This window comes from Parafrankia sp. FMc2, assembly GCF_041008525.1.
GTDB lineage: Bacteria > Actinomycetota > Actinomycetes > Frankiales > Frankiaceae > Parafrankia.
The window spans coordinates 1-24,665 of record NZ_JBFLUG010000002.1 but is presented as its reverse complement, the minus strand read 5'-3'; the positions used below and the strand labels follow the sequence as shown (position 1 = coordinate 24,665).

Here is a 24,665-nt window from a genome sequence, read left to right as displayed (position 1 = left end):
GGTCGCACCGCGAGCCGCCGTAACCGCGACCCGCGGGGTGCGAACCGCCCCCCTGACGCCTGCATCGCGCATCATAAACCGGTCCGCACTCCGGCGGAGTGGGGTCGGACGCGGGCGGACGGTTTCTTTCAGCCACCACGGCGCGCGGGGCGTACCCCGGCTGTCGCGATCCAGTGTCCCGCCCCCGGCCGCCGTTGCCAGCAGGCCGGGTTCCGGCGCGTCCGATTCCGGCCACGGTGCCGCGCCGGCGGAACGGGCCCGCCCGGTTCAGGCTCCGGTCAGCGACGAACCGCCCAGGTGCCTTCCGACCCCGGAGCCCTCGTCAGACCCGGAGCCCTCGTCAGGCCCGGCGGCGTTCTCGGGGTCGGGAACGTCATCGCCTTCGGGTTCGGCCGCGGCACGGGCGGCGACGATCGCGTCGTAGACCTGCCGGGACCCGATCCCGTGGTCGGCGGCAACCGTCTTACGTGCCTCCTTCGGCGCCATGCCCCCCGCGACGAGGTGCTCGACCGCCGCGGCCAGCACCGCCGGGCCGGCCGGCCGGCCCGCGGCCGCACCACCGGGCGCGCTGTCAGCTCCGCCGCGGGCCCCCGCCGGAGCACCGGCGACGACCAGGGTGAACTCGCCTCGGATCTCCCGGCCGTCCGTCGCCCAGTCCACCAGGCCAGCCAGATCCGTCCGGACGATCTCCTCCCAGGTCTTGGTCAGCTCCCGGCACAGGGTCGCCCGCCGACCGCCACCGAGGACGTCCGCCGCCTCGCGCAGCGCCGCCACCAGACGGTGTGGGGACTCGAGGAACACCATGGTGCGGGCCTCTGCCGCGAGGCCACGCAGTCGGGCGCGGCGCTCACCGCCCTTGCGGGGCAGGAACCCCTCGAAGGTCCACCGGTCCGAGGGGAGCCCGCTCACCGCGAGGGCCGCCGTCACCGCGGACGGGCCCGGCACGACCGTGACCGGCACGCCGGCCTGTGACGCCGCCGCGACCAGGCGGAAACCCGGGTCCGAGACCGCGGGCATGCCGGCGTCGGTGATCAGCGCGACGGTGGAGCCGGCGAGCAGCTGCTCCGTGAGCATCGCGGCACGCGCGCCCTCGACCGCGTCGTAGCAGGAGACCACCCGGCCCCGGATCGTGATCCCGAGCGCGTGGGCGAGCCGGCGCAGGCGCCTCGTGTCCTCGGCGGCGATGATGTCCGCGGTCGCGAGCACCTCGGCGAGCCGCGGGCTGGCGTCGCGTGGGTCACCGATCGGGGCACCGCACAGCACCAGGGTCCCGGACACCCGACCAGTCTGCCAGGACCCAGGACCTACCCTGATCGGTGTGACGGCGACGACGGCGCATCTTTCCCGTTCCGAGACCGGACCGCCGGGTCCCGACGCGGACGTGGACGCGGGTAAGGGTGCGGGCACGCCGACTGCCGCCGTCCCGGCCGGCCGGGCGGAGCGGGAGCGGCAGGAACGGCGGGCGAAGCTGTGCCCGCCCATGCCGGGTGACCGGCTGGTCGGCTGGGTCGCCCCGGTGCTCATCGCCGTCGCCGCCGGCATCCTGCGCTTCTGGCGGCTCACCGAACCCCGCGGGCTCTACTTCGACGAGGTCTACTACGTCAAGGACGCCTGGGGTCTCATGACCGCCGGGTACGAGATCAACTCGAAGACCTGCGACGGACCCGCGTACGTCGTCCACCCGCCGCTCGGCAAGTGGCTCATGGCCGCGTCACAGTGGCTGTTCGGTTATGTCGACTGTGCGGGCACCGCGCACGGCAGCCCCGAGCTGGGCTGGCGCTTCTCGTCCGCGCTCGCTGGCACGCTCGCCGTCCTGGTGCTCGCCCGGGCCGCGCGGCGGATCTTCCGCTCGACGCTGCTGGGATGCTTCGCCGGCCTCCTGCTGGCGCTGGACGGGCTGGAGTTCGTGCAGAGCCGGATCGGCATCCTCGACATCTTCCTGATGACGGGCATCGTCATCGCGCTGGCCTGCCTGGTGCTCGACCGCGACGACGGCCGCCGGCGGATGGCCGCCCGGCTCGACCGGATGGAGCCGGGCGCGGCGGGGTCCGCCGACGCGCGGTTCGGGCCACGGCTCGGCCCACGCCCGTGGCGGATCCTCATGGGAGTCGCGCTCGGCGCGTCCATGGGCGTGAAGTGGAGCGCGCTCTACACCGTGGTCGGCTTCGCGGCGCTGGCCCTGGCGTGGGACGTCGGTGCCCGCCGCACGGCAGGGGCGCCGTCACCCTTCCTGGGGGCGCTGCGCCGTGATCTGCCCGGCTGGCTGGTGGGCTTCGTCGCCCTGCCCGTCGTGACGTTCCTCGCGACGTGGACGGGCTGGTTCGTCACCGACGGCGGCTGGAACCGGGACGCGCACGGTGACGGCTTCGTCAATGCCTGGCGCAGCTGGTGGGACTACCAGCAGCAGGTCCTGAACTTCCACGAGGGGCTGTCCGACTCCCACCCGTTCCGCTCGACGCCGATGAGCTGGCTGGTGCTCGGACGTCCGATCGCCTACTTCTACAGCTCGCCGGCGTTCGGCGCCGAGGGTTGCACGGCACCGGGTGGCTGCTCACGGGAGGTCATCGCGCTGGGGAACCCGGCGATCTGGTGGGGTGGCACGGCGGCCCTGGTCGGCTCGCTGGTGCTGTGGGTACGCCGCCGCGACTGGCGGGCGGCGCTGGTGCTCGTCGGGTTCGGCTCCGCGTTCCTGCCCTGGCTGCTGCTCCCGGGCCGGACGATGTTCTTCTTCTACGCGCTGCCGTCGCTGCCGTTCCTGGTGCTGGGCCTGACGGCGATGGCGGGGCTGGCGCTGGGGCCGCGGGAGGCGTCTGACGTCAGGCGGCTCACCGGCGCGCTGGCCGTCGGCGTGTACACGGTGGCTGTGGTCCTCCTGTTCGCCTACTTCTATCCGATTCTGGCCGCCGAGGTGATTCCGTACTCGTCCTGGCGGATGCGGATGTGGTTCCCAGGGTGGATCTGACCGTTTCTGGCAGCTTGCTGCTCCCGAGCCGGCACGGACAGCCGCTCCCGGGTGCCGCGAGCGACGGTTCGACCGCCGCGGAGCCGCCGGGAGCGGAAACAGGAGGCAGGATGACCCTCGAATAAGACCACAGTCGTGTCTCATGTCACCTTTACCGAAAACTCCCCTGAATGCCGGCGACGCCCCGAGATGGGACCATCACCGAGAGATGACCTCAGTCAGGCGAGGTCAGTACGGGGGAGACGTTTTCGACCATGGGAAGTCACCGAAAGTCCACCACGCCGACGGCTACCAGCATCGCCCCATCCCCGAACGAGGGGGGTCACGCACGCGCCGACAACCCGATCGGGGATCGTGGATCGGTCACCACGTCCCTTGGCCGCGGGGATGAGGCGGTCCTCAAGGGCCTCCTCGGCACGATCGGCCACCGGCCACGGGTGTCCGGGGGACCTGAAATGGGAGGAAAGAGCATGGCGGATGTGTCGGTACGCTTCGCGATGACCGATGACAGCGAGATCGTCCTCAATCTCTCGCTCACCCAGGCAATCCGGCTCACCGAAGCCATCGCGTCGAAGGTCAGCCAGGCCATGACCGAGCAGCCACGCGCGGGCATGAACGGCAACGCCTACAGCCCGGGGGTGCGTCCGGGGCCGTACTCGACCTCCTGAGCGCGCGGCCCCGCCCTCAGGGGCTCTGAGCCCGCGGCGGTCCGGGTCCCCGCCCCTCCCGCCGGTTGACGACCAGCGGCGCCGCGGCTCTCTCCATCACCGGATCAGGCGCACCGGGCCGACGCGGTCCCCCGGCCCGCGGCCGGTGCGCCGGTTTGTCTCCGGGTCATCTCCTGGACCGTGCCTGCGGCCCGGAACCGGGCAGCGGGCCCGTCCCGGGGTTCGTGACCGCCCTGCCCTGCGGGCTGGCCACCATGCCCTCGATGTCCGCGTCCGTGTCCGGACGTCCGACGAACACGTCAGGGCGCCCGCCCAGGTCCGGGCGGACCTGCGGACCCGTGGCCGCGCCGTCACCGGGTCCGCCGACCATCACGTCGGGGCGCAGCACCGCGGCCGCGGGTCGCTGCCCGCCCTCGGGGCCCTGGCCGCCCTGGGTGCGCCGCGTCATCCCGCTCGGCTGCGCGGGCTCGGCCGGCAGGTAGCCACCGACCACGACCTCGTCCCCCGCGGGGGCGGACCCGACCGCGGCGGGCCGGGCCGGTTCCCCCGGCCCCGGGATCCGGGGGCGGAAGCCCGGCGGGACGGCGTCAGGACGCCCCACACTCACCCCCGATCGAGGCACGCCGGCGCTCGGTCGAGGCGCGTTCCCGCTCTGACCGCCCGGCGCGGTGGTCGGGCGCCCGACCGCCGCCGCCGGGCGCCCGGCGTCCGGGTTCCGAGCAGGCTCCCCGCTCGTGCCGGTAGTCGCGGGGGCAGGAGGGGGCGCGGTCCCGGTCGGCGTGACGGCGGGCATCGGTCCGGCGGGCATCGGTCCGGCGGACCTGGTGCCGGCGGCTGCTCTTCCGGTGGGCGCGACGCCGGTGCTGGTCATCTCGGCGATCAGAGCGTTGAGCAGACCGAGGTCCCTGCGCCGCTGCTCGGCCGCCGACGCGGTGTCGGTGTGGCCCGGCGTCAGCGCGGCGCGCACCCGGCCGAGCCCGGCACGCAGCGCGATGACGGCCTCGGGGGGCAGCAGGCCCTCCCGCAGCACCAGCACCACCTGCCCGCCGTGGTCCACCACGTCGCAGGGCTGGCTCATCGGCATCGTGACCACGCGGATGCCGACGGGTGCCTCCTGGTCGTAGACCAGGCAGAGCTTGTCCTCCGCCAGCACCTCCGCGGAGCCGTCATCCCACAGCACCGTCGCGCGCGCGCACCCGGAGGTGGCAGCGGGGGTGGCGTCCACCCGCACGCCGCCGGACGAGGGCTGCATCTCCTCCCACGACAGCGGGTGCACGGAGAGCACCGTCCCACGCCTGGACCACACACCGCCGCCAAGGTCATCCACCGGAAAGACCCGGTCGCCGCGGGCGAACATGACAAGGCCGGCTCGGCCGTCCGCGATGGCCGGCCACTGCTTCGTCATGTCGTGATCGTAGGGTGCCTGCCCGAACGCCGGACACTCAAGACCCCGGGCCTGTGCCGGACCACCCGCGTGGGCCATGGTCGCCGCAGTCGCCCCCGCAGACGACTCGACTGTCAGAAGTGGCGGTTCACCTCGCCGGAGCCAGCCCCCGCCCGCCCGGCCGGGGCAGGCCGTCACCACCCCGATCGGGTAGTCGGGGGCACTTTCGGCGGTGCTCTGTGGCCTGCCGGAGAGGCCGGTCCGCCCGCCGGGGCGGGGTACCTTCGGCTAACCACGCCGACGTGGGCGCAGTGACCACCCGATGGAAGACGCACGGAACCTTCAGGACCCGCCGCTTCCCAGGACTTGCCGCACAGCCCGTCTCTCCGGCTCGCCCGGACATCCCACGCGCGGAGAACTGCATGCCCGGATCCGACTACCCGCCGATCGAGGAGCACGGGGTCATCGGTGATCTCCGCACCGTGGCCCTGGTGGCCACGGACGGAACGATCGACTGGTACTGCCCGCAGCGCTTCGACGGCGCGTCCGTCTTCGCGAGCCTGCTGGACGCTGACCGCGGCGGCTCCTTCCGGATTCACTGCGGCGGGTCGAAGGCCAAGCAGCTCTACCTGCCCGACTCGAACATCCTGATGACCAGGTTCCTCACTCCGTCCGCGGTGGGCGAGGTCGTGGACTTCATGGTCCCGGTCGACAACGACCGCACCGAGACACCGCACGTGATCGTCCGGCAGGCCCGCGCCGTCCGCGGCACCGCCGGGTTCACGCTGCGCTGCGACCCCCGTTTCGACTACGGGCGGGCGTCCCACACAGTGACCCTGGTGCCGGGGGCGGGGGCGGTCTTCGAGTCGGTGTCGGGCAGCCTCGTCCTGCGTACGGCACTGCCGCTGCGGGTGGTGGGGACGGCGGTCGCCTGCGACTTCGAGCTGGCGACGGGCGAGACGTCCGACATCGTGCTGGAGTGGAACTCCCCCATCCGGCCCCTGCAGACCGGGGAGGCGGACGAGCTGTTCGCCCGGACCCTCGGGTACTGGCAGAGCTGGCTGCGCTCCGCGCGGTACCAGGGCCGCTGGCGGGAGATGGTGCTCCGCTCGGCCCTGGTCCTGAAGCTGCTCGTGTACCGCCCGACCGGGGCACTCATCGCCGCCCCGACCACCTCTCTGCCGGAGGAGCTCGGCGGGGTCCGCAACTGGGACTACCGCTACACCTGGATCCGGGACGCCGCCTTCACCACCTACGCGCTCATGGCACTCGGCTTCACCGACGAGGCCGCGGCATTCATGGACTGGCTGGAGCAGCGGTGCAAGGAGGCACCCCCCGATCAGGGCCTGCGTGTGCTTTACAGCGTGGACGGCAACGCCGACCTGGACGAGATCGTGCTCGAGCACCTCGCGGGCTACCGCGGGTCGAAGCCCGTCCGGATCGGCAACGGCGCCGCCGACCAGCTCCAGATCGACATCTACGGCGAGCTGATGGACTCGGTCTACCTCTACAACAAGCAGGTCCCGATCTCGTTCCAGCTCTGGGAGGCGCTCGGGCGCCAGCTCGACTGGCTGGCCCAGCACTGGGAGCAGCCCGACGAGGGCATCTGGGAGACCCGCGGCGGGCGGCAGCGGTTCACCTACTCGGCGGTGATGACCTGGGTCGCGTTCGAGCGGGCCTGCCGGATCTCGCGGCAGCGCGGTCTTCCCGGGCCCACCAACGACTGGAAGGACCACGCCGGCCGGGCCTACCGGTTCGTCCAGAACGAGGCGTGGAATCCCCAGCTCGGGGCGTACATGGAGTTCCCGGGCTCGCCGCGGCTGGACGCGTCGCTGCTCTGCATGCCGCTGGTGAAGTTCTCCGGCCCGACCGACCCCCGCTTCCTGTCGACCCTGGACCGGGTCGGCTCGGACCTGGTCAGTGACAGCCTGGTGCGCCGGTACGCCGCCGACGGCAGCGACGGGCTGACCGGCGACGAGGGCACCTTCAACCTCTGCTCGTTCTGGTACGTCGAGGCGCTGACCCGGGCCGGCCGCACGGCCGAGGCCCGGCTGGTGTTCGAGAAGATGCTCACCTACGCCAACCACGTGGGGCTCTACGCGGAGGAGATCGGCCCGTCGGGTGAGGCCCTGGGCAACTTCCCGCAGGCGTTCACCCACCTGGCCCTGATCAGCGCGGCGATCCACCTGGACCGGGCGCTCCCCTGACGACGGCGCCCCGGGCCCGGGGCCCGTCGCGGCACCGGGCCCGGCCGGGCCCTGTCTTGCCACGGACATCCGGCCCGGACGGGGGGTCCACCGACCTATCCTGGCTTCCCGGCCAGGGAAGACGGCGTCAGGCCGGCAGGTCGGATCTAGGAGGCACCGGCGGTGATCGGCGCGCAGTCACCCGGTGACCGGCAGCCCCGCCCCGGCGGGCGCCCCACCGCGCGTCCTGACGACCAGCCCGACGACCCCGCCGACGGGCCGACCACGGTCCTCGCGGGCCCGGTGGCCCCGCCACCGCAGCCGCCACCGCAGCCGGCACCGCCCGCACCCTCGCGACCGCCCGCCCGGTCCGGACCGCCGCCACCCGCACATCCCGAACCGCCCGGCCGGACCAGGTCTCCGGCCCCCGCTCGGGCCAGCCACCCGGCCCCGGTGCGTGGGGACCTCACCCCCGCGCTGGTGGACACGTCGGTCTGGACGGACGGCATGCTGGCCCAGGCGGGCATCCCCGTCCACGACACCCCCCTGGTCACGGTGGGCGGTGGCATCGGTTCGTTCGTCCTGGTCGACTACCTGCGCATCGCGGGGGCGCCGACCTCGGCCATCCGCGTGCTTTCCAACATCGAGACGCCGTGGCAGACCTACCGGTACCTGACCCGGGTCTCCCAGATCCCCGACCACGAACGCATCCGGTCCGATTCGGGGTCGACGCCGGACAACATCTGGGCGTTCCCGTCCTACGCCGTCCGGGAGGCCTTCGCCGCCCGCGGCCTGCGCGGTTTCGTGGAGCCGCTGTTCCGGGTCGCCACCGAGCCGCTGCTGTCGGACTACTTCACCCCGAGGATCGGGGCGGTCTTCGACAGCATGGCCCGGGAGGCGGCGCGGATCTCCTACCCGCAGATGCTGGTGCCCGGCCAGGTGCGGATGGTCCGCCGCCGCGCCGGCGGCGGCTACTTCACGATCATCACTCCCCCGACCGGGCGGTCGGCGACCCGGCGGGTGGCGTTCCGCAGCCGGCACGTCCACCTGGGGGTCGGTTACCCGGGCCTGAAGTTCCTCCCGGACCTGCAGGAGTACCGGTCGCGATACGGGGACGTCCGCCGGGTCGTCAACGCCTACGAGCCGCACGAGCACGTCTACGACGAGCTGATCCGCCATCCGGCGACGGTGGTGGTGCGCGGCGCGGGCATCGTCGCCTCGCGGATCCTCGACCGCCTGATCACCGACCGTGACCGGCACGGCGCCCGCACGCACATCGTGCACCTGTTCCGCACCTACGTACGCGGGTCCCACGGGCCGAGCGTGTTCATGCGCCGCCGCGGTGGCGACGGCTGGGCCTACCAGGGGTTCAACTATCCGAAGTCGGTGTGGGGCGGCCAGCTCAAGGCCCGGATGCGCGCGCTCGAGGGCGACGAGCGCAGGGCGCTCTACGAGACGATCGGCGGGACGAACACCCCCCGGCGGCGCAAGTGGCAGGAGCAGCTCGCCCGCGGCCGGCACGAGGGCTGGTACGCGACCAGGGTCGGCGAGGTGGAGCGGCTCACCCCCGGGCCGGGCGGCACGGTGGTCACCCGGGTCCGCACCGCCGACGGCATGCTCGAGGTCCCCGCGGCCTACGTGATCGACGCGACCGGGCTGGTGGCGGACATCCGCGAGCACCGGGTCCTCGCCGACCTTCTCGACCACTCCGGTGCCGGTCACAACCCGCTCGGCCGCCTCGACGTGGAGCGCACCTTCGAGGTCCGCGGCACGCGTAGCGGTTCGGGGCGGCTCTACGCGTCGGGCGCGGCGACTCTCGGCGGGTACTTCCCCGGGGTGGACACCTTCCTGGGGCTGCAGATCGCCGCCCAGGAAATCTGTGACGACCTGGCTTCGCAGGGATTCGTACCCCGGTTGGGGGTGGCCCGTTCGGTGTCGCAATGGGTGCGTTGGATGCGCAACCAACCGGTCTGACGCCGTACCGATCGGAGAATCTGAACGATGGTGCCGACACTGGCCGGACGACTTCAGACCAGGCTGTTCCTGCTGGCCATCGTCGGCACTCTTCTGACGGTGCTGATCACCCCCGTACTGCCCACCGACGCGCCGCTGGGCGCGGCCTACCGGGCGAGCTTCGGGGTGCTGTTCACCGTCGCGGCGATCGGGCTGGGCTGGGAGGTCGTCTATCACGGCCTGCAGCAGTTCCGCTGGGAGAAGGACTGGCCGATGCTGTTCGGCCTGCTCACCGCGCTCAACGAAGGGCTGCTGGTCTGGCTCGCGGTGCGGGCCGGCGCGGTTCCGGGGGCGGACGGACTGGCCGGCGCCGCTTTCCTGCTCCACTTCGCGGTCGTCTGGCTGGGCGTGTGGCTGACCGCGAACGGCCCCATGCGCGTCCCGTTCCTGCGGTGGCGCTTCCGCGGCGGGCGGCTCATCTGAACGCCCTCGGGCCGGCGCCCGGCGGGGCGGCGGTGCCCGGCCGTGAACTGCCCGGTCTGACGACCACGCCAGGCCGCGTCCGCGTGGGTGATACCACGGGAGAGAAGGCGGACGCACGCACACCCCTCACCGGAGGTGAACATCGGACATATCGGCTTACCGTGGCGATCCGCCCGGCAGGATAAGTACGGTACGGCGCGCGGGGGTGCCGCTAGTCTGAAGATCGGTACCGTTTGCACGACGCGGAGAAGCGGCGAAGGGCGAGGCAATGGCGGGACTGGACCGTTTCCGGGTCGTGGTCGGCACCGGGCACGGCGGGCAGGCAGGTGTGGTCGTCAGGCGGCCCGGTGTGCTGGTCGTCGCCTCCGTGAGCCGGCCGGAGACCATTGAGACCACCAAGCGGCTGCTCGCGCTGTGTGCCGAGGTCACCAGCGAGGCGGGCAGCCCGGCCACGACAGGTTCCCGTCTCGTCCGCCGCGTGGCCGGCCTCCTCGTCGACGCCGAGGCCGAGCGGGTCCCCGACTTCGGCCTGCTGACAACTGTCAACGACCGGATCGCCGCGCTGGTCCACGGTGCGATGGACGTCGTCACCGGCGGCCCCACGCCGGTGTCCCTCTCCGGGGTGGACTCCGCGACCTGGGTGGACCGGCTGCTGCCGCTCGAGACCACGAGGGTCGACATCGGGCCGACCGAGGCGATGCCCAGCCTGTTGCAGGCGGGCCTCGCCGGGCTCACCGGCCTGCGCGGGCTCGACGACCTCGGCTTCCCGCTGGACCTGCGGGTCGGTGCCGTTCCGGGCACGGCGGCGAGTCTGATCGTGGACGACGACGCTGCCGCCGCGGCCGCGTCCCTCGGCTCCGGCGACGCGTTCCTCGCCGGGTTCGAGCCGCCGCGCGAGCCGATGACGGAGGCCGCGCCCATCCCCTCTCCGGGCCGGCGGATGCCCGATCAGCTGTCCACCGCACCGCCGGCGCTCACCCCGCTGCTCAGCAAGGACGACGAGGCGCACCGCCGGCTCGCGGCCGCTGCCGAGCCGACCCAGGCCGCCGACTTCGACGAGCTGGACGAGGATCCCCCCACCACGCTCGCCGCGCGTGAGCTGGCCGCCCGCGGCCAGGGCCACGACGGGCACAGTGCGGAGCACCTGCACGACGACCTCCACGACGATCTGGACGACGACCAGGACGCGCTCACCCAGCTGCCCGGCGACCCGACCTTCACGGTGTCGGACCTCATCGAGGACGACGACGCCGAGACGATGCTGCCGAACGCGGCGCAGCCCCAGGTCGAGGGCATCATGTGTGCCAACGGCCACTTCAACCACCCGCAGGCGCCGTACTGCGCGGAGTGCGGGATCTCCCTGGCCCAGCAGACGAACCGGACCGTGCTCGGCCCGCGGCCGCCGATCGGCGTGCTCGTGTTCGACGACGGCCAGACCGTCAACGTCGACATGGATCTGGTCATCGGCCGCCAGCCCGACCGGGACGAGGCGGTCCGCGCCGGCAACGCCCGCCCGCTGCCCGTGGAGGACGGCGAGAGCGCGGTGTCCCGGGTCCACGCGGTGATCACCCTGAACGGATGGGACGCGGTGATCACCGACCGCGGGTCGGCCAACGGGACGTACATCGCCCCGCCGGAGGCGACCGTGTGGACGCCGCTGAGCCCGCACCAGCCCGCGCCGCTGGTGCCCGGTACCCGGGTGCAGGTCGGCAAGCGCACGTTCGTCTTCAACTCCCACATCCAGGTCTGACGACCCGCCGGAGGGAACCCGGGGGCCGGGTGGCCCGGCGCTCCCGGGCGGTTCGCCCCTGACCGGGCGCCGCTGGTGGGTCAGACTGGACGGTGATGAGCCGGTCCGACGACGATCAGGGCGTGTCCGCCATGCCGCGTGAGCACCAGACCACCAGGGACGTGACGACGCCCGAGGAGACCGCGCCCGCGGAGACGACACTCGCGGCGACGACGGCGCCCGAGGCCGCTTCGGGTGCGGCGCCGGCCGAGCGGTCCCCTGCGTGGGTGCGGCTCTGGTGGACACCGCTCGTGCTGTTCGCCGTGGTCGGGCTCCTCGCCGCGGGTGCCGGGCTGCGCGGGCTACTCGACCGCCCACCGGCCGACAGCTCGGTGGACGTCGGGTTCGCCCGGGACATGTCCGAGCACCACTCGCAGGCCGTCCAGATGGCCATGGTCGAGTTCAGCCGGGGCGGTGACGCCGCCATCCGCAGCGTCGCCCAGGACATCGCGCTCGGCCAGCAGCAGGAGATCGGCGTCATGTACACCTGGCTGGCCGGCTGGGGCCGGCCGCAGACCTCCGCCCGTGCACCGATGGCGTGGATGACCGACCCGGATGACCCGGCCGGTCAGGGCGGCGGCCACCCCGGTCACGGGGGGATGCCCGGCCTGGAGGGGAACTCGCCGGCCGGGAGCACCGCCGGCGGGGGCGCCTCTACCGGGGGCGCGGCCGCCGAGGAGACAGCAGCAGTGCGGATGCCGGGCATGGCCTCCGAGGCGGAGCTGGCTCGGCTGGCCGCGGCCAGCGGGCGTGACCTGGACGTCCTGTTTCTCACCCTGATGATCCGTCACCACCGCGGCGGGGTCGAGATGGCCCAGCACGCCTCACTGCACGCCGCTGACGACCGGGTGCGCGCGCTGGCGCGGGCGATGGTGGTCAACCAGGCCAAGGAGATCAACACCATGCAGGATGACCTTGAGCGGCTCGGAGCGCCGCGGGCGTGAGAAGAGGGCCCGTAGATCCGGTTCGGGGGGCTTTGTATCGTCATATCTGACCTACCGGAAGAGTAGGGGATGTCCTCCGCCGTGCGGCCGGGGCACCGTCGCCCGGCCACCGGGTCATCCGGGCCCCTCCGGCCGGAGGGGGTCCGCGCCGGGGCCGTGTGCCGGCCCGTCCAGGCGGGAGCCCCGACAGCCCGACCGGTTCATCCCGGATGGTGTCTCGACCGCACCACCACCTCGCGCCTGTGAGAGTTCAGCGTGCCTGAAATGTCCCTGGGTCAGCCCGGGCCCGCCGCCGCCCGCACCCGCCCGCTTCTCGCTCGGGTACGGGCGCGGGCGAGCCTGCCCAGGCTGGCCAGGGCGGCCCGGCCAGCCTGGCCCGGGCTGCGCACGGTCCGGGTCGAGCTGCTGGCCGGCCTGGTCACCGCACTGGCACTGATCCCGGAGACCATCTCGTTCTCGGTCGTCGCCGGGGTGGACCCGAAGGTCGGCCTGTTCGCCTCCTTCACGATCTCGGTCGTGATCGCCGTCGCCGGCGGCCGGCCCGCGATGATCTCGGCCGCGGCCGGGTCGATGGCCCTGGTCGCGGCCCCGCTGGTGCGGGAGCACGGCCTGGACTACCTGCTCGCGACCACCGTCGGCGTCGGCGTGACGATGTTCGTCCTCGGTCAGCTCGGCGTGGCGCGACTGATGCGGTTCGTCCCCCGGACGGTGATGATCGGCTTCGTCAACGCGCTGGCGATCCTGATCTTCATGGCGCAGATGCCGCACGTGGTCGGCGAGTCCCCCGCCGTCTACATCCTGGTCGGGGTGGGCCTGGCCGTCCTGCTCACCGTCCCGCGGATCACCCGGGCCGTGCCGCCGCCGCTGGTCGCGGTGGCGCTGCTGACGCTGACCGCCGTCACGTTCGACCTTTCGGTGCCGACGGTCGGGGACGAGGGAAGCCTGCCCAGCTCCCTGCCCGTGCCAGGGCTCCCCTCGGTGCCGATGACCTGGGAGACCCTGCGGATCATCGCGCCGTACGTCGCCACCCTCACCGCGGTCGGCCTGCTGGAGACGCTGCTCACCGCGCAGATCGTCGACCGGATGACGGACACGTCCCACGACGCGAACCGGGAGGCGTGGGGGCTGGGGCTCGCCAACATCGTCAACGGGTTCCTCGGCGGCATGGCGGGCTGCGCCATGATCGGCCAGACGATCGTCAACGTGTCCTCGGGCGGCCGGACCAGGCTGTCGACCTTCGCCGCGGGCGGATTCCTGCTTCTCCTTGTGGTCCCGCTGCGCGAGGCGGTCGGCGTGATCCCGATGTCGGCTCTCGTCGCCGTGATGATCCTGGTCTCGGTGATGACCTTCGAGTGGCGCAGCATCGCGCCGCGCACGCTGCGACGGATGCCCCGCTCGGAGACACTGGTGATGGTCGTGACCGTGGGGGTGGTCGTGCCGACCCACAACCTCGCCTACGGCGTGCTCGTCGGGGTGGTGCTGTCAGCTCTGCTGTTCACCCGGCGGGTCGCCCATCTCACCAAGGTGACCAGCGTTCTCGACCCGGAGGGCGGCGAGCGGATCTACGCCGTGAGCGGCCCGGTGTTCTTCGCCTCCAGCAACGACCTGGTCAACGCGTTCGACTACGCCCACGACCCGCCGCGCGTCGTCGTCGACCTGTCCGAGGCGCAGCTGCTGGACTCCGCCGGCGTCGCCGCGCTCGAGGACGTGCAGCACAAGTTCCGCGAACGCGGGATCACGGCCCGGTTCGCCGGGGCGACCGGTAACACCGCGGCGATGCTGTCACGCTGCTCGGCGCCGGAGGAGCCCGCCGTCGGCTCGATGGCGGAGCCGGAGCCGGAGCAGCCGGCTGCCAGCCCGCCACCACCCGGAGCCGACGTCCCCGGGTCGGACGCGGAGGCCGAGCCGCCCAGCACGCCACGCGGTTGACATCCTCTCCGCCCTGAAGGACGGAGATTCCCGCCTGCTACGCCGCTGTGGGCGTGAGCTTCGGGTGGGTTCCCGCTTCGCCGCGCGGTGCCGGCACGGGTGCCGGTCTTACCTGCGCTCCACGGGCAGACACCGCCAGTCCGGCGGCCAGCGCGACGTTGACCGCCGCATTCGCATCCCGGTCGTGCGTCGACCCGCAAGCACCGCATGTCCACTTCCGGACGTCCAGCGGCTTCGGCCCGTCCTTCACCCCACAGACCGAACACACCTGCGACGTGGGCTCGAACCGGCCGATCCGCACGAACCGCCGCCCGTACCGGGCGGCCTTGTACTCCAGCATGGCGACGAACGCGGACCAGCCAGCGTCGTGCACCGATGTGGCGAGCCGGGTACGGGCGAGCCCATGGACCACCAGGTCCTCCACGGCGACCGCTTGGTTCTCACGGATCAGCCTGGTGGACAGCTGGTGGTGGAACTCGCGCCGCGCGTCGGCCACCCGCGCATGCGCACGGGCGACCCTCAGCCTGGCCCTGGCCCGGTTCGCTGAGCCCTTCTTCTTGCGGGACAGGTCCCGCTGAGCCTTCTTCAGCCGCTTCTCGACCCGACGGAGGAACCGAGGAGAGTCGATCTTCGTGCCGTCCGAGAGGACCGCGAAGTGCGTCAGCCCAAGGTCGACACCGATCTCGGCGGGCGAGCCCGCAAGGGTCTCCTGCGACCCGGTCTCGATGACGAAGCTCGCGAAGTACCGGCCCGCACTGTCCCGGACCACCGTCACCGTGGACGGTGCCGAGGGCAGATGCCGGGACCACGTCACGTCCACGTCGCCGATCTTCGGCAGTCGCAGCTTCCCGCCCGGGGTGAGCGACCAGCGGGCGTTCGCCGTGAACCGCACCGCCTGCCGGCTGTCCCGCTTCGACTTGTACCGAGGCGGACCCATCCTCGGGCGCTTGCCTTTCAACCCGTCGAAGAAGTTCCGGTACGCCGTGTCCAGATCCCGCAGGGACTGCTGCAGGACCACCGCAGACACGTCCGCGAGCCAGGCCCGTTCCCGGGTCTTCTTCGCCTCGGTGATCAGCAGCTTGGACAGATCCCCGGTCTTCGGGAACGGCAGTCCGCCGGCACGTGCAGTCTCCCGGGCGCGCAGCGCGTCGTTGTACACCACGCGGGCGCACCCGAACGCCCGCGCCAACGCCGCCCGCTGACCGGCGCTCGGATACAAGCGGAAGCTGTACCGAAGCTGCACGAGCAGAACCTACCATTGGTCTATGGCCAGCGATCCGAGCATCCGTACCGGCAGACACTGCGTTTTCGCGCTGCACGCTCACTTGGTTTTCGTTACCAAGTACCGGCATCGGGTCTTCGACGACCGGCACCTGACCCGCCTGGAAGAGATCGCGCGGGCGGTCTGCGTCGACTTCGAGACCGAACTCGTCGAGTTCAACGGCGAACACGACCACGTCCACCTACTGGTGACCTTCCCGCCGAAGGTCGCCCTGTCGAAGCTGGTCAACAGTCTCAAGGGCGTGTCGTCCCGGCGGATGCGCCAGGAGTTCCCCGAGCTGGCCCGGCACTACTGGCGAGCGAACCGGCTGTGGTCGGGTTCCTACTTCGCGGGCTCGGTTGGTGGCGCGCCGTTGGACGTGCTCCACCGGTACATCGAGGAACAGACCCGTCCGGTTTAAAGCACGCTCGGGCCTGGAGGCCCTCCCGCGCGGGCCTTCACCCCCGGCCTGAAGGCCGGAGCACTGGCCCGCATTTTGGTAGCACCGCAGCTCAGGCGGCCATGGCGACGAGAACGGGCGGCGAGGCCGCCGGCAGACGGGCGACGCCGCCGGCAGACGCGAGCACAGCAACGTGGCGGAGCGCGACACGCTACTGACACCGCATCATCAGGTTCCACTCAGGTTGTGTGTGCAACATTGCCGCCAGGAATGTTCGGACCTTCACAAGGCGGGTGACCGGTGGCAGACAGCACGCCTCGCGGAAAGCGGCGCTGGCCGCTGTACCTCATCGGCGCGGTCCTCGCGGTGGCCGTCCTGGTCGTCGGCGGTACCGCGTTGTACATCAACGTCATCAAGGAGGACGCCCCGGAGGAGTTCGCGCTCGACGACCAGGCCACCGGAACGTCGAACGGCGGCGCGACCGCCGGAACGGCCGCCACCGGATCCCTGGACGGCGCCTGGCGGGTGACCTCGGGCTCGGAGGCCGGCTACCGCGTCGAGGAGGTCCTCTTCGGCCAGAACACGACGGCCGCCGGCCGCACCTCGGACGTCGCCGGCACGGTGACCATCTCCGGCACCGAGGTCTCCGAGGCGAACTTCGAGGTCCAGATGGCGACGGTGCGCAGCGACGAGGACCGCCGCGACAACCAGTTCCGCAACCGGATCATGAACGTCGACACCTACCCGGTCTCGGAGTTCACCCTGACCCGGCCGATCGAGCTCGGCTCCATCCCGGCCGGCGACGAGAAGCGCACATACAAGGCCACCGGGACCCTGAACCTGCGCGGGGTCTCCCGCGAGGTGACCATGGACCTGCAGGCCCAGCGCCTCGACGACCAGATCCAGGTGGTCGGCCAGATCCCGGTGACCTTCGCGGACTTCGACATCCCGAACCCGAGCATCCCGGGTATCTCCACCGAGGACCACGGGATCATGGAGGTCTCGCTGCGCCTCGCTCGCGGCGAGGCGATCGAGTAGCAGCCGCCGGTGCCGGCCCGACGTCCAGCCCGACGTCCGGCCGGCACCGACAGCGTGATCAGGGCTTCGCCGGTGCCGGCTTCGGCTGCCGGCGCCGCGGTGCAGGCGGCGGAACAGCCCACGCGGTCGAGCCGAGGGATCAGCCGGAGGTCACGCCTCGGCGAGGGCCTCCAGCCGCTCGCGGTCCCCGCGGGGCTGCTCGGCGACGGTCACCGGCACCGCCGGTGGAAGTCCGGGAAGCAGGCATGCGACCACAGCAGCGAGCAGCAGAAGCCCGGCCGAGATCACGAAGGCGAGGGAGTACCCGGAGGTCAGCGCCTCCGCCTCCAGCGTGCCAGCCGCGAGCCGTCCCTCGCTGTGATGGTGCGCGATGGTCGCCAGGAGCGCCAGGCCGACCGCCGCGCCGATCTGCCGACCGGTGTTGAGCAGCCCGGACGCGAGACCGGCGATCTGCGGCGGCACACCGGATGTCGCAGCCGTGGTCACGGCGACCATGTTGGTGCCCATACCCAGGCCGAACAGCGCGAGCGGGCCGAAGACCTGCGTCCAGTACGAGCCGCCGGCGCTCAGGGCGCCGAGCCAGGCCATGCCGGTCGCCGCGGTCAGCGTGCCGGCGATGACGAGCGGACGCGGGCCCAGGCGGCCGACCATCCGCGAGCTGAACTGCGAGCCGACAATGATCATGAGTGGCATCGGCAGCATCGAGAGACCGGCCTCGAGCGGCTCCTGGCCCTGGATCCGCTGCAGATACAGGGTGAGGAAGAAGAACAGCCCGAACATGACGGTTCCCATGATCAGAATGATCAGGTTGGCGTAGCGCAGCGCACGGCGCCGGAAGACACCCAGAGGCACCAGCGGGTTCGCCGTCCGCAGCTCGATGACCACGAACGCGGCGAGCAGCACCACCGCGGCCGCCAGCCAGCCGAGAGTGACCGGAGAGCCCCAGCTGCCCGACTCCGTCCGCACGATGCCGTACACCAGCGCGACCAGGCCGCCGGTGACCGTGACCGTGCCGGGCACGTCCAGATCCCGCACCCCGCGCGCCTGGCCGCGGGACTCGACGAGCGCGATCCGCGCACCCATGATCAGCGCCAGCCCGATCGGCACGTTGACGAAGAACACCCAGCGCCAGTCCGCGATCTGGGTCAGCAGGCCGCCGGCCAGCACGCCGAGCGCGCCACCGCCGGCAGCGGTCGTGCTCCACAGACCGAGCGCGCGAGCCCGCTCACGCGGATCCGGGAACGAGGTCATCAGCACACTCAACGTGGCGGGCGCGAGCACCGCGCCACCGAGCCCCTGCACCGCGCGCGCCGCGATCAGCGTGGCCTCGGTGGTGGCCAGGCCGCCGGCCAGGCTCGCCGCGGTGAACAACGTCAGCCCTGTGACGAAGACCCGGCGCCGACCGAACAGGTCCGCGGCCCGCCCGCCGAAGAGCAGGAGGCCGGCGAAGGCGAGGGTGTACCCGTTCACCACCCACTGCAGTCCGGACGCGGAGAGTCCCAGGTCGGACTGCATGGACGGGAGTGCCACGTTCACGATCGTCACGTCCAGGACGACCATGAACTGGGCCAGGCAGCACACGGCCAGCACCGCCCACGCCGGCGCACGGCGCGCGGGGCCACGTGTCGGAGCCTGCGCCGCGGCCGGGACCTCCTCCGGCGGCTTCGCCGTCACAGGTTCGGCCGGTCGAGGCTCAGCCGCCACCCCGTCGGCTGGCGCCGTCCCATCGGCTGACCCGGAAGCCACCGGAGGAACGACCGCCGTGGGCTTCTCCACCGCGCCGTCTCCGCCTTCGTCGCCGCTCTCCGCTCCCGCTCCGCTCCCCGCCAGTGCCCCGTCGTCCGCCATCGCGCCTCCCACAGCCCACGCCTGTCGTCGTGCGGCGTCCGAAGCTCGGCCCCGCCGCACCACCCGCCCCTGCCCGCGTACGCTTCGTACGCTGTACGGGCAACCAACCGGTCGAGCGTACGCCGTACGATTGACGCCCCACAAAGACGATGTCCCTGGCGGGTGAGATGAGCACCACAGGCACCGTTCCGGCCGATGTCGAGCGCCCCTCCGGCGCGGCCGGAACACCCAGACCGCCGACCCGGGCCCGCGAGCGGCAGGCCACGCCCCGCGGCTCCCTCACCTCCGACCGGATCGTGGCCGCCGGCCTGGGGATCGCCGACGCCGAAGGGCTGGAGGCGGTCTCGATGCGCCGCGTCGCGGCAGCGCTCGGGGTCGGCACCATGACGCTGTACACCCACGTCCAGGACAAGGACGCGCTGCTCGCGCTGATGCGGGACGCCCTGTTCGCCGAGCATCTCGTCACCGACCTCGGCCCCGACTGGCGCACCGGTCTCACCCGCATCGCCCGGCGGACGCGGGAGTGCCTGCTGAGCCACCCCTGGGTGCTCGCCCTCGGCCTGCGCCCCGCGCTCGGCCCGAACAAGCTGCGCCACCTCGAGCAGGTGCTCGCCGCCGCCTCGGGGATCACCAGCGACACGGCGGCCCAGCGGACGATCATCCACGCGGTGGACGACCTCGTCATCGGGTGCGCCACACAGGAGCTGGCCGCGAAGGCACTCGGAGCGGACGTCCCGCAGCCGTTGTGCGGACTGCGCCGCCGCATCGACGCCGACCCGGCGCTGCGCGGGCTCCTCGACAGCGGGGTGTTCCCCCACCTCTCCCGGATGCTGGCCGGCGACGCCCCGTTCGCCGCGGAGCGGTTCGAACAGGCGCTGACCTGGCTCCTCGACGGCATCGAACGGACCTACCGCGACGGCGCGTGAACGCCCGCCCCGCGCGCCGGTCGGGACCACGTCGGCGGGACCAGCCGTACCGGACGGGGACGATCCGGGCTTCACGGAAACGACCCGAACGGCTACCTTCGATCGGGTGAGCACCCTCGGTCAGGCCCGCGTCACCCGTGAAGCGCCGGTATGACGACCGGCCTGCCCTGGCGCGCGCAGCCGCCACTCGCGAGCGACCCGACCTCGGTCGGGCCCTACCGCGTGCTCGGCCGGATCGCGCAGGGCCCAACGGGGCCCGTGCTCCTCAGCCGCGCCGTCGGCGGCGCCTGGGTCGCGCTCCATCTGGCTGACCCGGCCGCGGTCCAGGGCACCTGGCCCGAGCCGGCCGGCCGGGAGCAGGCCGACCGGGAGCAGGCCAAGGAGCGGCTGCGGGCACGCTTCACCGCGGTCGCCGAGCACGCCGCCGCTGACCACCCCGCCCGCTGCGCTGTCCTGGACGTCGGAGTCATCGGCGACGGCAGCGACGGCGACGGCTTTCCGTACCTGGTCACCGAGTACGTCGACGGCCCGACGCTGGCCCAGGAGGTTGCCGAGCGCGGGCCGCTGTCCTCCGCCGAGCTGAACCGGGTCGCCGTCACCCTCCTCGACCTGTTGGCCTCGCCGGCCGGCGCCGACATCCGGGCGGGTGCGCAGTCGGTCCCGGCGGCCGAGGAGATCGTCCTGTCGCTCGCCGGGCCGCGTGTGGTCTCCCTTGGCCTCACGCCCACGCCGCCCGGCGGCGAGGGCGCGGTGGACCCGGCGGGCCCCGCCTGGGCCCGCGTGGTCGCGTTCGCCGGCACAGGTCAGCCGGCCCCGACCGGCTGGCCGCGGCGCGGCGCCGCGGTGGCGGGCACCCGGCGCCGCGGCGCCCCTGCGGTCGACCGGACCACCGCGGCGGTCCTTGACGCGCTGCCGCCCGGCCGGGCCCGCACGGCGATGCAGGCCGCGGTGGCGGGAACACCCTGGCTCCCCGACGTCGCAGCGCCGGCCGAGCAGCCCCGGGCACTCGCCGCGGGCATCGCCCCGCCGACGCCGCCGCGGCCCGGCTGGCCGTTCAGGTCCGCGCGCACGGCAGAGTCCGCCCGCACGACAGAGCCCGCCCGCACGACAGAGCCCGCCCGCACAGCAGAGCCTGCCCTGATGGACGGGCGGTGGGAGAGGCCGGCAGCGCGGTGGCGCCCGGTCTCGGCCGCCGCGCTCTGCGCGGTCACAGCGGTCGCGGTAGCCGCCATCGCCGGTCCCTCCGCCGGCCCGATCACCGCCACCGCCGCGGCACGCACCACGGCGGTGCTGCCCGGGCCGGAGGCGCCCGACCGCGCCGCTCCGCCGTTTCCGGAGCATCCCCGGCGCAGCGCCACGCCACGTCCCGCCGCGGAGGAGGCGGAAGTTCCCGGCACCGGCACCGGCACCGGCCTCGTCCCGGGCAGCTCCGCGAGTACGCCCCCCTCGGGCGCCGCGGAAGCAACAGAGCCGGCCGTCCCCGCGCAGCTCCCGCAGGCCCCGCCGCGGGTGGCCACCGCGGTGGAGGTCGCGCCGGGCCCACACGCGCCACGCCCCAGGCCGGCACGGGTTCCTCCGCAGGCGGTCCGCCCGGCACCTGGCGATCAGCCAGTGCCGGGTGCGGCCGCGGTGACCCAGCCCGCTCCGCCAGCCCCACCGCCACCGCCGGCCGCTGCCGCCGGCACCGGCCCGGCCGGCGCGGCGGTCACCCCCGCGGCCCCGCACCCGCCGCCTCCGGCGCCCGGCCCCACCAGCGGCCTCACCCCGGTACAGATCAGCGTGGTGCCGCTGGCCCCTCGCTGACCCGGGCGATCACCGGGCGGGTGACCGCTCGACCGGGCGGTCAGTCGCGCACGGCGCCCTGCGGCCACACCACGTGGACAGGCTTGTTCCTGCTTCGTGCGTAGGCGACGACGTCGCCGGTGCCGGCGTAGTCGCGCGCGGGGCGGCCGTCCCAGACGGCGATCAGCTCGTCCGACTCGTCGACCATCGCCCGGCTGGCGGCCATCAGCGCCTCCAGGTCGACCTCGGCCAGCTCCAGGGTCCGCACCCGGATCGCGGCGTCCCGCAGGCGGTCGTACTCCGGCCGGTGCTCGGCCGGCAGGAAGTCCCGGTAGTTCCGCGCGGGGACGACGGCGACGAGGCTGCCCCCGATGGTGAGGACCAGGTCGGCGAAGGTGCTGTCGGTGCCTTCGGCCAGGCAGCTCACCCCGACCAGGTCACCGGACGGGTGCCGGCGCAGCAGCCGCAGCGTCTCGGCGGTCGTGTACTCCGTGATGGTGGGTGACAGGACGCGGTGCCCGGTGATTCCCACGACTGCCATCGCCGATGACATTCCTCTCGTCGGGATACGCCCTCCGCTCGAAGCGTATGCGCGATCTGTCCGCGACCAGGCCCCCTCGCTCAGGGACGCAGCCGGAAGCGCGACACAAAGGCCCAGATCGCCTCGTTCGCGTCGAGATCGCCGTTTCCGCGCCCGAGGACCTGCCCGGGGAGAAGCGGCTCCCCGCCGGGCCGGAGATGGCCACCGCCGACGATCTCGTCGAGGATGACGGGGGTGCCCGGTGGGCATCCGGTGAACTCGTGGCGCACGACGGTGGTGCCGTCAGCCCGGTCGCGGTCCGGCAGCGGGGTGTCCAGGGTGGTCTGCGCGCAGCCGGCGGCGTCCGCCCAGCCGCGGGCACCGGCCTCCGCCTGCCCGTAGTTGATCACCTTGTCCTCGCGGCCGTGGATCACCAGCATCGGCACCGGCGCCGGCGGCCGGGACGGGCAGCCGACGCCGGGGGCCGACCCGGCGACGGTCGCGAACGCGGCGAAACGGTCCGGGTACCGGCAGGCGAGCCCCTGGGTGAACAGGCCGCCGTTGCTCATGCCCGAGGCGTACAGCCGGGACGGGTCGGCGCCGTACCGGGCGACCACCAGATCAGTCAGCGCACGGACGAAACCGGGGTCGTCGACGGGCGGCGCGTCCTGCCCACCAGGTACGCCCTGCCAGCCGATTCCCTCATGTTCGGGGATCACGAGGAGGTAACCCGCACGGTCCGCGAACGCCGCCAGCCCGGCGGAGGCGTCCGCGATCTCCGGCGTCTCGAACATGCCCGGGAAGTGGAACAGCGCCGGCAGCGAGCCGCCCGCCCGGGCCGCCGCGGCCGGCACGTGCACGACGGCGTGGCGGTCGACCCCGGCATGGCGCAGCCGGACCGCCTGCTCCCCGGGCCCCTCCCCCGCGCCAGCTCCCGCCCGACGCGGCCGGGTGGGTCCGTCCGCGCTCGCCGACGCCGGAGTGAGGCAGGCCGCGAGCACGAGGACGGCCGCCGCGACGACCGTCCTGCTGGCAGCCGTCGCCCTACCCGCGGCGGACACGCCGGCCACCCCACTGCCCGTTGCCGACCAGCAGCGCGCGGACGGCCTCCTCCAGGAGGTTGACCTCCGCCTCCCACAGACCGGCGAGATCTCTGGACCCGGGCAGCCCGGCGTCCGCCGCCGTGCCGACGCTGACGGTGTCGCCGAGGCCGCTGAGATGACAGGCCAGCCGCTGCCCCGGGAACAACGTCGGGATCGGCACCGCCGCGGTGATCGGCTGACCGGCGACGGCCAGCGGGCCCGGTGCGCCGGCCTGGTTGGAGACCGACAGCGCGGACGACCGCCCGCTCAGCCCGGCGCCGAACAGGCGGGGGCGGATCCGGGCGGGCAGCAGCTCGAACAGCAGCCGCTCCCCCACCCCGAGGGTGCCGCCCTGCTTGAGCCGGTCGGTGCGGTCCCGGACGGCCAGCAGCCGATCAAGGGGCAGCGGCTCGGCGCAGGGCAGGACGATCCGCGCCCCGGCCACGAAGTTCGCGAGCATGGCACGCTCGCCCGGCTGGCGGGTGCTGACGGCCATCGCCACCGGCAGGCCCTCCGTGGCCGGACCGGTTCCCTCCCAGCGCCGCAGCGCCCCGGCCAGCCCGGCGAGGAAGACGTCGTTGACGGTGGCGCCGACCGGGGCGCCGACGGCCCGCAGCCGGGCCAGGGAGGTCGTGGCCCAGCTGTGGGTGGTCCGCCCGATCCAGGGGGCGGTGAACGGTGCCGACCTGGCGTTGGGGGCCAGCCACTGCAGTGAGCGCGCGACGGCCGCACCGACCTCCCGCGACCGGGCCCGCCCCGGCTCCCGGCGCTGCGGCGGCACGAACGCCGTCGGGTCGGAGCCGACCCCGAACAGCGCCGACAGCACCAGGTTCTTGGCGGTGCCGTCCTGCTGGATGTGGCTCGCCCGGTACAGCAGGGCGAACGCGGTGTCGTCCGCGGAACGCAGCAGCCACAGCTGCCAGGGAGGCCCGGCAACGGGGACGACCGCGCCGCTGCGGCGCTCCACGAAGTCACGCAGCTCCGTGCCGGCGAAACCCGGCTCGCCGGCGCCGCCGTCGCCCCCGCCCGGGACGCCGGCGGGCGGGTGCTCCCGCACGAGGTGGTCGAGGTCGACGTCGGGATCCGCGCGCCACCCGTACCGGGCCCGGTGTCCGGGCAGGCAGACCAGCCGCTCGGTGAGCAGCGGGAACCGGAGCAGCCGCTCGGACACCCAGGCCCGCAGTGCCTCGATACCCGGTGCCGGGCCCGTCCCGACGAGCAGGCAGTTGACGTTGATCGGCACGTCGGCGTGCAGAAGCTGGTAGTCGAGCAAGGCGGTGTCGAAGGCGTTGAGGGGGCGGATCCGGTCCATCGGCTGACGCTCGCTTCCTGCCCCGAGGCCACTGACGGTGCGGAGCCACCGCCGGCTCGGAGCTGTTGCGCGGGCTGGACGCCGTCCGGAAACGTAACCCCGGTCACCGGTGCCGGCGACCCGGCGGCCCGTTTCCGCCCCGCCGGAGGCACTTGCCCGGCCGGCCGACACACTCACCCCGCCCGCCCGCGCCCCCGC

At 73.3% G+C, this 24,665-nt stretch carries 19 protein-coding genes; 12 read left to right on the top strand and 7 right to left on the bottom strand.

Going from position 1 to position 24,665, the window contains the following annotated elements:
• Positions 1-267: 267 nt before the first annotated feature.
• Positions 268-1,278, bottom strand: a complete 1,011-nt coding sequence (gene rsmI, locus AB1460_RS01350; protein ID WP_368958686.1) for a 16S rRNA (cytidine(1402)-2'-O)-methyltransferase — start codon at positions 1,276-1,278, stop codon at positions 268-270.
• 40 nt (positions 1,279-1,318) lie between these two features.
• On the opposite strand from rsmI, the gene AB1460_RS01345 reads away from it, so the two are divergent.
• Positions 1,319-2,962: a dolichyl-phosphate-mannose--protein mannosyltransferase gene (locus AB1460_RS01345; protein ID WP_368958685.1), complete on the top strand. Its 1,644-nt coding sequence runs from the start codon at positions 1,319-1,321 to the stop codon at positions 2,960-2,962.
• Positions 2,963-3,432: 470 nt separating this feature from the next.
• Positions 3,433-3,630, top strand: coding sequence for a hypothetical protein (locus tag AB1460_RS01340; protein WP_071084894.1), 198 nt, complete (start codon positions 3,433-3,435; stop codon positions 3,628-3,630).
• 166 nt (positions 3,631-3,796) lie between these two features.
• Here the strand turns inward: AB1460_RS01340 and AB1460_RS01335 are convergent, their stop codons facing one another.
• Positions 3,797-5,035, bottom strand: coding sequence for a hypothetical protein (locus tag AB1460_RS01335; protein ID WP_368958684.1), 1,239 nt, complete (start codon positions 5,033-5,035; stop codon positions 3,797-3,799).
• Between the two features lie 401 nt (positions 5,036-5,436).
• Here AB1460_RS01335 and AB1460_RS01330 point away from each other — a divergent pair, with 401 nt between their 5' ends.
• The 6 genes from AB1460_RS01330 (at position 5,437) to AB1460_RS01305 (ending at position 14,298) form a co-directional block, all read left to right on the top strand.
• Complete coding sequence (locus tag AB1460_RS01330; RefSeq protein ID WP_368958683.1) at positions 5,437-7,221, top strand: glycoside hydrolase family 15 protein; 1,785 nt, start codon at positions 5,437-5,439, stop codon at positions 7,219-7,221.
• A 162-nt stretch (positions 7,222-7,383) separates the two neighbouring features.
• Positions 7,384-9,174, top strand: a complete 1,791-nt coding sequence (locus AB1460_RS01325) for a hypothetical protein (protein ID WP_368958682.1) — start codon at positions 7,384-7,386, stop codon at positions 9,172-9,174.
• Positions 9,175-9,201: 27 nt separating this feature from the next.
• Positions 9,202-9,636 carry a hypothetical protein gene (locus tag AB1460_RS01320; protein ID WP_368958681.1) on the top strand — a complete coding sequence of 145 codons (435 nt, stop codon included), beginning with the start codon at positions 9,202-9,204 and terminating at the stop codon, positions 9,634-9,636.
• A 268-nt stretch (positions 9,637-9,904) separates the two neighbouring features.
• Entirely contained in the window at positions 9,905-11,386 is a 1,482-nt protein-coding gene (locus AB1460_RS01315) for an FHA domain-containing protein (RefSeq protein ID WP_368958680.1), read from the top strand.
• A 131-nt stretch (positions 11,387-11,517) separates the two neighbouring features.
• On the top strand, positions 11,518-12,369 hold the full coding sequence (locus tag AB1460_RS01310; RefSeq protein ID WP_420497161.1) for a DUF305 domain-containing protein: 852 nt from the start codon (positions 11,518-11,520) through the stop codon (positions 12,367-12,369).
• Between the two features lie 264 nt (positions 12,370-12,633).
• Entirely contained in the window at positions 12,634-14,298 is a 1,665-nt protein-coding gene (locus tag AB1460_RS01305; RefSeq protein WP_368958794.1) for a SulP family inorganic anion transporter, read from the top strand.
• A 37-nt stretch (positions 14,299-14,335) separates the two neighbouring features.
• Here the strand turns inward: AB1460_RS01305 and AB1460_RS01300 are convergent, their stop codons facing one another.
• Entirely contained in the window at positions 14,336-15,541 is a 1,206-nt protein-coding gene (locus AB1460_RS01300) for an RNA-guided endonuclease InsQ/TnpB family protein (protein ID WP_368958678.1), read from the bottom strand.
• A gap of 22 nt (positions 15,542-15,563) precedes the next feature.
• Here AB1460_RS01300 and tnpA point away from each other — a divergent pair, with 22 nt between their 5' ends.
• The gene (gene tnpA, locus AB1460_RS01295; protein WP_368958677.1) at positions 15,564-15,980 is read left to right on the top strand and encodes an IS200/IS605 family transposase; all 417 of its coding nucleotides are present in this window, start codon (positions 15,564-15,566) and stop codon (positions 15,978-15,980) included.
• Positions 15,981-16,259: 279 nt separating this feature from the next.
• Positions 16,260-16,997 (top strand): YceI family protein, encoded by a 738-nt coding sequence (locus AB1460_RS01290; RefSeq protein ID WP_368958676.1) that lies wholly within the window; start codon positions 16,260-16,262, stop codon positions 16,995-16,997.
• A gap of 150 nt (positions 16,998-17,147) precedes the next feature.
• Here AB1460_RS01290 and AB1460_RS01285 read toward each other — a convergent pair whose 3' ends face one another.
• Positions 17,148-18,845 carry an MFS transporter gene (locus AB1460_RS01285; protein ID WP_368958675.1) on the bottom strand — a complete coding sequence of 566 codons (1,698 nt, stop codon included), beginning with the start codon at positions 18,843-18,845 and terminating at the stop codon, positions 17,148-17,150.
• 167 nt (positions 18,846-19,012) lie between these two features.
• Between AB1460_RS01285 and AB1460_RS01280 the strand changes: the two genes are divergently transcribed.
• Both AB1460_RS01280 and AB1460_RS01275 read left to right on the top strand, forming a co-directional pair.
• Complete coding sequence (locus AB1460_RS01280; protein WP_368958674.1) at positions 19,013-19,771, top strand: TetR/AcrR family transcriptional regulator; 759 nt, start codon at positions 19,013-19,015, stop codon at positions 19,769-19,771.
• 150 nt (positions 19,772-19,921) lie between these two features.
• On the top strand, positions 19,922-21,574 hold the full coding sequence (locus AB1460_RS01275; RefSeq protein ID WP_368958672.1) for a hypothetical protein: 1,653 nt from the start codon (positions 19,922-19,924) through the stop codon (positions 21,572-21,574).
• A gap of 40 nt (positions 21,575-21,614) precedes the next feature.
• Here the strand turns inward: AB1460_RS01275 and AB1460_RS01270 are convergent, their stop codons facing one another.
• The 3 genes from AB1460_RS01270 to AB1460_RS01260 all read right to left on the bottom strand — a co-directional run.
• The gene (locus AB1460_RS01270) at positions 21,615-22,094 is read right to left on the bottom strand and encodes a hypothetical protein (RefSeq protein WP_368958671.1); all 480 of its coding nucleotides are present in this window, start codon (positions 22,092-22,094) and stop codon (positions 21,615-21,617) included.
• An 80-nt stretch (positions 22,095-22,174) separates the two neighbouring features.
• A complete protein-coding gene (locus AB1460_RS01265; protein WP_368958670.1) occupies positions 22,175-23,134 on the bottom strand; it encodes an alpha/beta hydrolase family esterase in 960 nt (319 codons plus the stop codon).
• Positions 23,118-24,665, bottom strand: a 1,548-nt coding sequence (locus AB1460_RS01260; RefSeq protein WP_368958669.1) for a wax ester/triacylglycerol synthase domain-containing protein, incomplete at its 5' end; no start/stop codon positions are given. The genes AB1460_RS01260 and AB1460_RS01265, both read right to left, overlap by 17 nt.

Excerpts from the sequence above, each read along its gene's own strand:
- AB1460_RS01340 (WP_071084894.1), top strand. The coding sequence starts at position 3,433 with ATGGCGGATGTGTCGGTACGCTTCGCGATGACCGATGACAGCGAGATC.
- AB1460_RS01335 (WP_368958684.1), bottom strand. The coding sequence starts at position 5,035 with ATGACGAAGCAGTGGCCGGCCATCGCGGACGGCCGAGCCGGCCTTGTC.
- AB1460_RS01330 (WP_368958683.1), top strand. The coding sequence starts at position 5,437 with ATGCCCGGATCCGACTACCCGCCGATCGAGGAGCACGGGGTCATCGGT.
- AB1460_RS01320 (WP_368958681.1), top strand. The coding sequence starts at position 9,202 with ATGGTGCCGACACTGGCCGGACGACTTCAGACCAGGCTGTTCCTGCTG.
- AB1460_RS01315 (WP_368958680.1), top strand. The coding sequence starts at position 9,905 with ATGGCGGGACTGGACCGTTTCCGGGTCGTGGTCGGCACCGGGCACGGC.
- AB1460_RS01310 (WP_420497161.1), top strand. The coding sequence starts at position 11,518 with ATGCCGCGTGAGCACCAGACCACCAGGGACGTGACGACGCCCGAGGAG.
- AB1460_RS01305 (WP_368958794.1), top strand. The coding sequence starts at position 12,634 with ATGTCCCTGGGTCAGCCCGGGCCCGCCGCCGCCCGCACCCGCCCGCTT.
- tnpA (WP_368958677.1), top strand. The coding sequence starts at position 15,564 with ATGGCCAGCGATCCGAGCATCCGTACCGGCAGACACTGCGTTTTCGCG.
- AB1460_RS01285 (WP_368958675.1), bottom strand. The coding sequence starts at position 18,845 with ATGGCGGACGACGGGGCACTGGCGGGGAGCGGAGCGGGAGCGGAGAGC.
- AB1460_RS01280 (WP_368958674.1), top strand. The coding sequence starts at position 19,013 with ATGAGCACCACAGGCACCGTTCCGGCCGATGTCGAGCGCCCCTCCGGC.
- AB1460_RS01275 (WP_368958672.1), top strand. The coding sequence starts at position 19,922 with ATGACGACCGGCCTGCCCTGGCGCGCGCAGCCGCCACTCGCGAGCGAC.
- AB1460_RS01270 (WP_368958671.1), bottom strand. The coding sequence starts at position 22,094 with ATGGCAGTCGTGGGAATCACCGGGCACCGCGTCCTGTCACCCACCATC.